The following is a 10,260-nucleotide window of genomic DNA, read 5'->3' as shown; positions in this document are numbered from 1 at the left end:
GGGCGTTCGAATGGACCAACCACTTCACGGCGGCCGGCTCGGAATCGCCGAAGCCGCACTGGCCGACCAGCCAGCGAACGGTAGAACAACTATGAGCACACCGTCGACCCGAAGCGGACAACGCAGTACCGCGTACTCGCGAGAAACCGCAGTCGCTTTCGTCATCGATGCCGTCGAGTCAACCGGTGCGGCCACTCGACACGATTTCGATATCGACCGGATCGTCACCACCGCGCACGCGATGGCCGACGACTGGGACCTACAGGCCATGCAGCCGACCACCTTCTGGCGCATCGCCTCCAGCTTCATCAAGCAGTAACCGGCAAGCGCCAGCCACTGCATCCAATGATGTAGCAGCGCAACCGAATTGCGTTACGCCTCGGTCGGCGATGCCCACTGTGCCGTATAGGCCCGCAGTGCGACCTTGGCCTCGCGCAACAGATTCGGATCGCCGGCGGGATCGGATCGGAACGCCTCCTGCATGACCGCATCGCCCATGAGATGGGCGGCGCGGCAGGCGATATCGAGTCCTTCGATATCCGCGACGGCGCCTTGGGCGAGCATGACCTCCCGCAGCGTCACCGCCATCCGGCGTTTGTGCTCGCGATCGGCTGCCCGGGCAGCCTCGTTGAAATCCTTGCCGAACCACAGCGCGCGGAAGCCCGGCTCGTCCCGATAGACCTGGGCGAACGCGTCCACCAGCACGCCGATCGGATCGTCCCAGCGCTCGGCGCGCGCGAGCTCGAGCAGCAGGGCCGCCTTGGCCTCCAATTGCTCGATATAGGCCACGGCGAGGGTTTCGATGACGGCCTCGCGATCCGGCAGGTACTGGTACAGCGAGCCAACCGAAATCCGTGCCTCCGCAGCCACTCTGATCATGGTCAGCGCCTCGACGCCCTCCGTGGCGATCAGGCGATCGGCCACCTCGAGCACCCGCGCCAACCGCTCCCTGCTACGCGCCTGAATCGGCACGCGACGCAGGCCCGCCTCGGGTAGTGCACGGATCGGCACGGATTACCTCCGAACGTAATGTGAATCATATTCAGGTTTGGGTAGAGTATCCGGATGACCACCATCGCACCAACCGAACGCGCCGAGGTAGCGGCGGCCTGTCAGCGCCTGGCCGCACAGGGGCTGCTGATCGGCACCGCGGGCAATGTGAGCCTGCGCTGCGGTGATCTGGTCGCCGTCACGGCAACCGGTGCGGTGCTGGCGGAGGTCATCGCCGACGACGTCACGGTGGTCGACCTGGCGGGTCAGGTGGTCGCGGGACGCTACGCACCCACCTCCGAATTGGGTTTGCATCTCGATATCTATCGCACCTACGCCGCGCAGGCGGTCGTGCACACCCATGCGCCCAAGGCGACGGCCATCGCCTGTGTGCTCGACGAACTGCCGGTCATCCATTACCAGCAGCTGCTGCTCGGCGGTGGGACGAGGGTCGCCCCGTTCCATCCCTTCGGCACCGTCGAACTCGCGGACGCGGTGCGAACGGCGTTGCAGGGCAAGCAGTCCGCGTTGCTGGCCAATCACGGCGCAGTCACCATCGGCGCGTCGCTGGACCAAGCCGTCGAATCCGCGCTGCTGCTGGAATGGGCCTGCGCGCTGTATCTGGACGCCATGACGATCGGCAGGCCGCGCGAACTCACCGAACAGCAGCAGGCCGCGGTCGTCGAGGTGGCACTGCGCACCGGATACGGCACCCGCAAACCGCTGGAGAAAGACACCGAATGAACGTAATCGCTTTGGGCGCACATGTTTTGGATATCCTGATCCGCCCCGTCGCGGCCATACCGGACGGGCAGCAGACCGCGCTGGTCGAGGACATCCGCATAACCGCGGCGGGTACGGCCGCGGGCACCGCACTGACACTGGCCAAACTCGGCGCGAGCGTGCGGACCGCGGGTGCGATCGGAGCGGACGCCTCCGGCGATATCCTGCTCGGACTGCTCGCCAAGGCCGGCATCGATACGAAACTGGTCGTGCGCAAGGAAGATCAGCCCACCTCGTCGTCGGTGCTGCCGATCCGCCCCAATGGCGAGCGTCCCAGCCTGCATCTGTTGGGTGCCAACCCGTTCTACACCCTCGACGATGTCGATTGGACCGCGATCGCCGCCGCCGATCATCTGCACCTCGGCGGTCCGGAACTGATCGGTGCGGCAAATGCGGCGCGAATCCTGCGGCACGCCAAGGACAATGGCGTCAGCACCTCGGTCGATCTGATCGCACCCGGCGCACTCGGTAGCCTCGACGCCATCGCCGAAGTCCTCCCCCATACCGACTACTTCCTCCCGAATGACGAACAGGTGCTCGGCTTCACCGGCACCACCGACCTGGTGGCGGGTTGTGAGGTGCTCGAGGACGCGGGCGCTTGCATCCTGGCGGTTACGCGGGGCGCCGACGGCACCCTACTCGTCGGCCCCGACAACTATCAGGACATTCCTGCGTTCGCCGTCGACGTCGTCGACACCACCGGGTGCGGTGATGCCTTCTCCGCCGGATTCATCCGTGCGATCGCACTGGGCCGGAATCTGCGTGCCGCGGCAATCCTCGGCAATGCGGTCGCCGCACTGGTCGCCCGCGGACTCGGCAGCGACCACGGCGATTTCGATCTTGCCGCCGTGGACGCGTTCGCAGCCGAAACACGCACTATCGACCCGAACAAGCCGGGTCGATAGCGATATTCAGGCGTTCTTGGCGTACTCGGCGAGGATCTTCAGCGACTCGCCGGGCGCCTCGGCTTGCACACTCAGGCGGTCCATGACCGAGAGGTACAGCGCCAGATCCTGTTTCCGATCCAGGTACAGCGCACTGGTCAGATGTTCGAGATAGACGATGTCGGGCAGCTCGGTCTCGGCGAAACGCAAGATGCTGAACGAGCTACCCGCAGCAGCGTGTTCGCCTGCCGAATACGGCAGGACCTGCACCGTGACATTCGGGAGTTCCGCCAGCTCGATGAGGTGTTCCATCTGCTCCCGGTGCACCCGCGACCCACCGACCGGCCGATGCAGCGCGGCCTCGTCGATGATCGCCCAGATGATCGGCGGCTCGGCACGGCGCAGCACCTCCTGCCGACGGATGCGGACCTGCACGCGGCGGTCCATATCGGCGTCCTCGTACCCGAGTGACATTACGGCCCTGGCGTATTCGGGCGTCTGCAGCAACCCGGGCACCAGGTGCGCCTCGTAGGTACGGATCTTGGTCGCGGCCTGCTCCAAGCCGAGGTAGGTGCCGAACCAGGACGGCAGCAGATCGCTGTAGCGATGCCACCAGCCTGGTTCGTTCGCCTGCCTGGCCAGATCCAGGAAACGCTCCCGCTCCTCGGCATCGGTGACGCCATAGAAAGTCAGCAGATCGCGGATATCGCGTTCCTTGAATCCGGTGCGCCCCAACTCGAGACGACTGATCTTGGCGTGTGAACCGCGGATGGCGTCACCTGCGGCCTCACGGGTGATGCCATTCTTCACCCGCAGGTCACGCAACTGCCCACCCAGCGCGATCCGCAATACGGTCGGACCACGTTCCACCACAACCGATTGCACACGACCGTCGTCATCGGGTTCTGCGATCATGAAGTCATCTCCGATACTCGGGTTTGACCACAGTGTGTCACAAATACCACGTTTGGAAACACACCGCACCGATCGCCTATGTTACCGCTCAGCTAGTCAGGTCGTCGAACTCCCCGGCCTTCGCGCCGCGCACGAACGCGTCGATCTCCGGTCGAGTGTAGAACAGGATGCCACCTTCCGGGTCGCGTGAATTGCGAACGGCGATCGAACCATCCGACGCCTCGGCGACCTCGACGCAGTTACCGCCCGACGGACCGCTGAACGAGCTCTTGCGCCACGCGCCTTTGATCTTGGGTGTACCGGTGTCGAACATCTTCCCCACTCCTCGGCTGGTTCCAGTGTGAGATGTACGCTCGAGCGGCTTTGCAGATGTGCGCTCAAACGTTCTTGCATTTGCACCTACATCTGCAAGATAGCACGAAGCTCCCCCATGCGGCACAAAAGAATTCAGACCTGTCGGTCCCCTTCGTGACCCCTGTTCAACGCGTTACGCGAGTGCTGTACGCGGCTGCGCACGACGCGCCCGAAATGCGTGATCGACTACTCGATCCCGCAGGTCGAGTCGAGGCGAATCTTGTACTGTCACAGTGCACATCGGCCGTGCCAGCCAATCGCGACACCCGCCGCCTGAGCAGTCCGGTTCACCGTTTATCAGCTCGCCGAGGAGTCCAGCCCCATGTCCGACGATCAAACCCCGCTCATCCGGACCGACATCCCGCATTCCGCACGCATCTGGAACTACTGGATGGGCGGTAAGGACTATTACGAAATCGACCGGATCGCCGGTGATGCCGGCGTCGAGGTGGATCCGGACATCACCACCATGGCCGTGCAGTCGCGTCAGTTCCTCATTCGCGCGGTGCGTTACCTGGCGGGCGAGGAGGGCATCCGCCAGTTCCTCGATATCGGCACCGGCCTGCCGACCATGCAGAACACCCATGAGGTCGCCCAGGGCGTCGCGCCCGACTCGAAGGTCGTCTATGTCGACAACGATCCTCTGGTCCTCACCATGGCGCGGGCGCTGCTCACCAGCACCACTCCCGAGGGCGTAACCACTTACGTCGATTGCGATTACCACGATCCGGCGCAGATCATCGCCGACGCCCGCAACGTGCTCAATTTCAATGAGCCGATCGGCGTGATGTTCATGGGCGTGCTCGGCCACGCCAAGTCCTACGACGAGTTGCTGCGCATCGTGCACACGGTGCTCGACGCGGTGCCGTCGGGCAGCTTCCTGGTCATGTGGGACGGTACCGACGACAGCAAGGAGTATGTGACGCTGTGTGAGAACTACACCGGCACCGGCGGCGTACCCTATGTTCCCCGGCCCCAGGCCGAAATCCGTGCCGTATTCGACGGTTTGGAACTGGTCGAGCCCGGATTCGTATCGATCACCCAGTGGCGCACCGATGCCGCCGAGGTCGGCGAGGTCCGGCCGATCTCCGCCTACGGCTCGGTCGCACGCAAGCCCTGAAGCGCAAGCGGCACAACGGCGGTCATCGGCCACTCGGTCGACGACCGCCGTTCATATATCTGTTGGTCGTTCGTGCAAATGTACTTGCATCTGTAAGTGCCGACGGCCTAAACTCGGAACCAGATTCGGGGAGGTACGCAGGGAGTTCGCGCCGGCGTCACCACAATCACCTCCCCATCCGGCAGACGCGAGGGGCGGTCGAGATGAGTACGCCATTCCGAACTCCGCGCGGGGCCACGATCGCCGGCGGATCCGGGATCGACACCCTGCGGCAATACTCGGCGCCGGAGTATGCGCCACTCGATTGCGGTGTCGAACCGGGCGGCCTCACCTATCGGCAGGCCCGCGAGATCCTGCACCTGCACGAGGTGCACGGCCCGCAGTGCCGCCAGTGGCTTGCCGCCGCGGCCTACCTCTCCGCCGGACTGGACGACGAATAACGTTCGACCCCAACGGCTCCACTAGCACAGCCCCAAATCGCTTCGCACGCAGCGATGTTCGTACAGATGCACTTGCATCTGTACGACACGCCGCTCTAAACTCGTGCGCGACAAGGGAGTTTCGCACCCGAGAGCCCGTGCCGCTGTCGCCACCGGGATCTCTCGGTGCCACAGCCACAGGGGGCATTCGCATGAATCCACCACGCGCTGCCGGTCGACTCGGGATCGCCGATGTCGCCGCGGCCTACGGCACCGACGCACTGGAGCGACGCATTGCCGAATTGCGCGCCAGCGGCCAGCACTACGCCGCCATCGCGATCGAACACGAAATCCGCAGCGGCGCAGTGGTAATCGATTCGGAGCTGCGGAATCAGCAAGGCGCGGCCTAGATTCCGCTGCCCCCGCTGATTAATCGGGGGCTCACGGCGCACACGAGGTTCGGTTGTGCGGCCGGGTCGAGTGCTCGCAGCGCAATGGAGACCGTGCGCGGCGAGTCCACCGTCGTCAGGTGATCGAGCATGTCCTGATCGCACCCGTCCTGGAGGGTGACGTCGCTGTCGCATCTGGACCCGCGGCACGACGGCGTAGGCCGATCACGCGCAAACGATCAGCCCCAGCCCGACGTTAAGACGGCTGGTCACAGATTTTCGACAACTCGAGCCGGGCGCTGGAGCTTCCCACCACTGCACATGGCGCGCATGTGGGCAATGCACAACGTTGCCGCGCCGCAATAGATTTCGCGTAGTCTTCCCTGGTTCATAACCATTTCGTATAGTGATGCAACGATTCGGGCGCAGATCTATCACGTCCGATGTGGCACTGGAGCGACGCGTATGACCTTCTCCGCGCTGGATCTGTCCGTCGACCCGACGGACCCTGTCCTAGAGATCGGCGGCCAGCCCGCGTCGATTCCCCTACTCAATACCGACCGCGTCGCCTCGCGCATGGTCGGTTACTTCGCGACCTGTATGGCGCCGTGTCGCACGCTGCCCGGCGAGCAGCTACGCGGCGATGTCACCAAGCTGACCCGCAGCTGCCTGGCATTGGCCGCCGAAATGTTCGACAAGCGTACGGTTCCCGGCGACGAACAGCTCGGCGAGGTCAAGGAGGCGGCAGCGCAATGGGCCCGCGAGGCGGTGCCGCTGGGCACCATCCTGCGCGCTTATCACGAGGGGCTGCGCATCGCGTTCGGACTGGTGACCGCGCGTGCCAAGGCCGACGATATCGATGAACTACTGGTTGCCACCGACCTCATGCTCGAACTCCTGGAGGCGATCACCGCGGCGGTTTCGGACGCCTACGTCGAGGAACAGCATCTCGTCGCGCGCGAACACCAGACCGCGACGCAGACGCTGGCTTCGGCGCTGCTGAGCGGTCGCGGCAGTTCCGCACTCGCCCGCCAAGCCGGCATCCCGATCGCCGACTCGTATCAGGTGGTCGCGCTATCTATTCCCGAACATCCGGACGAGCGCGATCCACGCGTCGACAGCCATGTCGCCGCCCGCAGGAAACTGCGCCGCCTGCAATCGGAAATGGCCACCACTTTCGAATCCCGGGTGCTCGCGCTGCTGAGCACCAAGGGCGGCACGCTACTGGTCCCGATCGAGGACGATGCACCGGTCCTGACCGCCGAAACACTGCAACTGCTCGCCGAATCCGCCGAGGTCGCGCTCACCGCCACGCTGGTCACCAGCGAGACCGACCAGATACCCGACGCCGCCGATCAGGCCCACGAACTCCTCAATCTGGTGCGGGTCGGCGGACGCAATCCTGGCCTGTACCAGATGACCGACCTGGCCGTGGAGTATCAGCTCACCCGGGGCGGCCCGGCCACTCGACGCATCGCGACCATTCTCGATCCGCTCGACGCCCATCCCGAACTGTTCGACACCATGCGCGCCTACCTGGGCAACGATATGAATCGCCAGCTCACGGCACGTCAGCTCTATGTCCACCCGAATACCGTCGATTACCGGCTACGCCGCATCGCCCAGCTGACCTCGATCGATCTGGCCACCTCGGCAGGTATCTCACAGGCCGCCATCGCCCTGCTCGCGCGCGATCTGGACCGCAGCGTCGCCCGACGGCTGTAGATTCAGCCTGATGCGGATTTGTGCTGGTCACGAGATCACAAAGGCGTCATCCTGGTAGTGCTGCGACCTCTGGATGGTGGAATATGCGAATAGCGGAGATCTTGCACAGGAAGGGCAGCGACGTGGCGACCGTCGCGCCCGAGACCACGGTACGGACCCTGCTCGGCACGCTCGCCGAGCACAATATCGGGGCGGTGGTGGTATCGCCGGACGGCAGCCGGATCGCCGGCATTGTCTCCGAGCGCGATGTGGTGCGCAGTCTGCACGCACGCGGCGCCGCACTGCTCGATACGCCGGTCGCGGAGATCATGACCGTCGATGTGCGCACCTGCGCACCCGACGACCTGGTCGACGGACTGCGCGGCACCATGACCGAGCACCGCGTCCGGCACCTGCCCGTGGTCCGCGACGGCCGCCTGATCGGCATCGTCAGCATCGGCGATGTGGTCAAGAGCGCGATCTCCGAACTGGCTACCGAACGTCAGCATCTGGTCGAGTACGTACAGGGGCAGTACTGAACTGTCGCGGATATCCACGACAGGGCCCTTGGTAGCTGCGACTTGTCGAAAGACGTTGGCTACGAGAATCCTTCGAAGTCGTCACCGAAAGTGCGTATCGTTGGTGGCGTCCAGCGCGGTCCTCGGAGGGAGCGGCACCTTGCGGTCACCTGTGTCCGGGACGCACCCAGCCCGACCGGCCACCCCCCGGTCCACCCCGCGGATACCGGTGCCGTCGCCCCTCGCGACTGTGCGCGGACTCTTTCCGGCGCTGGCCGAATCCACGGAAATCTATTTGGACAGTGCGGCCACCACGCAGAAGCCGCTGCCGGTCATCGAGACCATCCACCGCTATCACACCTCGCGTACCGCCAACGCCGGTCGAGGAACCTACCCGTGGGCTACCAACCTCACCACCCGCCTGGCCGGGGTCCGCGATCGCATGGCGACCTTCATCGGCGCCGAATCGCCCGCGGAGGTGGTCTTCACCGGCGGCGCGACCGCGGCGCTCAATGCCGTCGCATTGTCCTGGGGGCTGGCCGAACTCGATGACGGCGACGAAATCCTCTACAACCCAAGCGATCACGCCTCGAATGTGCATCCGTGGCACCATCTGCGCCAGGTGCTCGCCCGCTTCGGTCGGCGCATCGAACTGGTGCCCTACCGGGTGACCGAACTCGGCGAAGCCGATACCGCCGACATCCTGGCCAAGGTCGGGCCGCGCACCCGGCTGATCACCACCAGCCATCTGCACCACGTCTTCGGCGGACTCACCACGCTCGAGGAGTTGCGCGGCAAACTCGATCCCCGGATTCTGCTGTGCTTCGACTGCAGTCAGAGCGGTGGGCATATGCCGCTGGATGTGACCGAACTCGGCGCCGACTTCGCGATCTTCGCCGCGCACAAGATGTTCGGTGCGCCAGGCACCGGAATCCTCTACTGCCACCGCAGAGTTCACGATCGGCTGCTGCCGTTCCTGCCCGGCGGCAATACCGGGGTCGACCTCACCGACACCGGATTGGCCTCGACCGGCATGCCGGAACTGCTCGAGGGCGGCACCCAGAACATTCCGGGCATCCTGGCTCTCGGCAGCGCACTGGAGGTGCTGGAATCGCTGGATGTCGGTGTGATCGCCGCACACAATCGCGAATTGACGCTGCGGCTCATCGACAATCTGCGTCCGGTGCCCGGGCTGGAATTCCTGCCCGGTCCGGCGCATGCGCCGTGCGCGATCGGCTACGGCATCGTGTCCTTCACGCTCGCAGGCATTTCCGCGACCGATCTCGGATTCGTCTTGAGCGAGTTGGGTTTTCTGGTCCGCACCGGCTTACACTGCTCACCCCGGGCAGGCGACGACGCCGTGGACTCGGTACGGGTCAGCACGCACATCTACAACACCGTCGAGGAGATCGACCGGTTCGCGACCTGCGTCAAGACGATCGCCGAGGAGGTCACATGAGAATGGACGACACCCCGCGCTATGACCGGCGGGCGGCGTCCCGGGTTCTGGCGGGCCTGGCCCAACCCGGGTTGTTCACCACTCCCATCGCGGTCCCGTCGAGTCGACGTATCGAATACACCTGCGCCGCACTGCGTCCCGAGCCCGACAGTCACCTCACCTATTCGCAGCGGCTGTACCTGCAGCAGTTCATGCGGCCGTGCCAGCCCGCGCAGGTCACCAGCGCGACACACCGCATCGCCTGGACCGATAGCGACGGCATCCCCAATACCGGGCACTTCCGCGCCGACGGCCTCGGCCCGTTGGTGCCCATCGCCATGCGCGAAACCGTCCTGATGCTGTGGCATGCGCTCGCCGCGAATTCCGCACTGACACAACGGATCGACCGCCTCGGCCCGCGCGAACACGCGGTGCTGGACGGAACCACCACCGATCACGATCCGATCGAAATCTTCCGCGTCGGCATCGAGGCCACCGGACGCGCACTCGCCCAGCACGCACTGCTGGCGCGGCAGACGCACTATCGCAGTGCCACCGAATTCGCCAGGGGCATACACGATTCCGGCATCTTCTCGGCGGTCGCCACCCGCTGGTTCTGGGAACTGCAGGCCTCCACCTACCGGCGCGGGATGATCCCGGTGACGCTGGCCGCCCAACCCGACGGCACGGTGCGCTACACCGCCGACACGGTGGCGACGCTGCGCGCGATGAAGGACGCCACCATC

The 10,260-nt window shown here is 65.0% G+C and carries 12 protein-coding genes and 1 pseudogene; 10 read left to right on the top strand and 3 right to left on the bottom strand.

Annotated features, from left to right (window positions below):
• The coding region (locus tag ON44_RS14260) for a hypothetical protein (protein WP_051181998.1) at positions 1 to 319 on the top strand (319 nt) is incomplete at its 5' end.
• Positions 320 to 372: 53 nt separating this feature from the next.
• Here the strand turns inward: ON44_RS14260 and ON44_RS14255 are convergent.
• Positions 373 to 1,011: a TetR/AcrR family transcriptional regulator gene (locus ON44_RS14255; RefSeq protein WP_040690133.1), complete on the bottom strand. Its 639-nt coding sequence runs from the start codon at positions 1,009 to 1,011 to the stop codon at positions 373 to 375.
• Positions 1,012 to 1,065: 54 nt separating this feature from the next.
• On the opposite strand from ON44_RS14255, the gene ON44_RS14250 reads away from it, so the two are divergent.
• On the top strand, positions 1,066 to 1,734 hold the full coding sequence (locus ON44_RS14250; protein WP_040690132.1) for a class II aldolase/adducin family protein: 669 nt from the start codon (positions 1,066 to 1,068) through the stop codon (positions 1,732 to 1,734).
• Positions 1,731 to 2,678 (top strand): carbohydrate kinase family protein, encoded by a 948-nt coding sequence (locus ON44_RS14245; protein ID WP_040690130.1) that lies wholly within the window; start codon positions 1,731 to 1,733, stop codon positions 2,676 to 2,678. Before ON44_RS14250 ends, ON44_RS14245 begins: the two co-directional genes overlap by 4 nt.
• Before the next feature lie 6 nt (positions 2,679 to 2,684).
• On the opposite strand, the gene ON44_RS14240 is transcribed toward ON44_RS14245, so the two are convergent.
• A complete protein-coding gene (locus tag ON44_RS14240) occupies positions 2,685 to 3,572 on the bottom strand; it encodes a Sco1979 family transcriptional regulator (protein WP_051181997.1) in 888 nt (295 codons plus the stop codon).
• An 88-nt stretch (positions 3,573 to 3,660) separates the two neighbouring features.
• On the bottom strand, positions 3,661 to 3,885 hold the full coding sequence (locus ON44_RS14235) for a DUF397 domain-containing protein (protein ID WP_085998535.1): 225 nt from the start codon (positions 3,883 to 3,885) through the stop codon (positions 3,661 to 3,663).
• Between the two features lie 363 nt (positions 3,886 to 4,248).
• On the opposite strand from ON44_RS14235, the gene ON44_RS14230 reads away from it, so the two are divergent.
• From ON44_RS14230 to ON44_RS14200, 7 genes and pseudogenes are all read left to right on the top strand, one after another.
• Entirely contained in the window at positions 4,249 to 5,046 is a 798-nt protein-coding gene (locus ON44_RS14230; protein WP_040690127.1) for an SAM-dependent methyltransferase, read from the top strand.
• Between the two features lie 203 nt (positions 5,047 to 5,249).
• Entirely contained in the window at positions 5,250 to 5,486 is a 237-nt protein-coding gene (locus tag ON44_RS14225) for a hypothetical protein (RefSeq protein WP_040690124.1), read from the top strand.
• Between the two features lie 191 nt (positions 5,487 to 5,677).
• Entirely contained in the window at positions 5,678 to 5,875 is a 198-nt protein-coding gene (locus tag ON44_RS14220; protein WP_040690123.1) for a hypothetical protein, read from the top strand.
• A gap of 444 nt (positions 5,876 to 6,319) precedes the next feature.
• Entirely contained in the window at positions 6,320 to 7,579 is a 1,260-nt protein-coding gene (locus ON44_RS14215; protein WP_051181996.1) for a PucR family transcriptional regulator, read from the top strand.
• An 83-nt stretch (positions 7,580 to 7,662) separates the two neighbouring features.
• Positions 7,663 to 8,097 carry a CBS domain-containing protein gene (locus ON44_RS14210; RefSeq protein WP_040690122.1) on the top strand — a complete coding sequence of 145 codons (435 nt, stop codon included), beginning with the start codon at positions 7,663 to 7,665 and terminating at the stop codon, positions 8,095 to 8,097.
• A gap of 208 nt (positions 8,098 to 8,305) precedes the next feature.
• Positions 8,306 to 9,535, top strand: coding sequence for an aminotransferase class V-fold PLP-dependent enzyme (locus ON44_RS14205; protein WP_245567147.1), 1,230 nt, complete (start codon positions 8,306 to 8,308; stop codon positions 9,533 to 9,535).
• Positions 9,532 to 10,260, top strand: a pseudogene (locus ON44_RS14200) (heavy-metal-associated domain-containing protein); the annotation flags it as partial. The gene ON44_RS14205 and the pseudogene ON44_RS14200, both read left to right, overlap by 4 nt.

This window comes from Nocardia vinacea NBRC 16497 (genome assembly GCF_000308835.1).
In the GTDB taxonomy this organism is placed as follows: domain Bacteria; phylum Actinomycetota; class Actinomycetes; order Mycobacteriales; family Mycobacteriaceae; genus Nocardia; species Nocardia vinacea.
The sequence above is the reverse complement of the archived record's forward strand: the minus strand, read 5'-3'. Positions and strand labels throughout refer to the sequence as shown.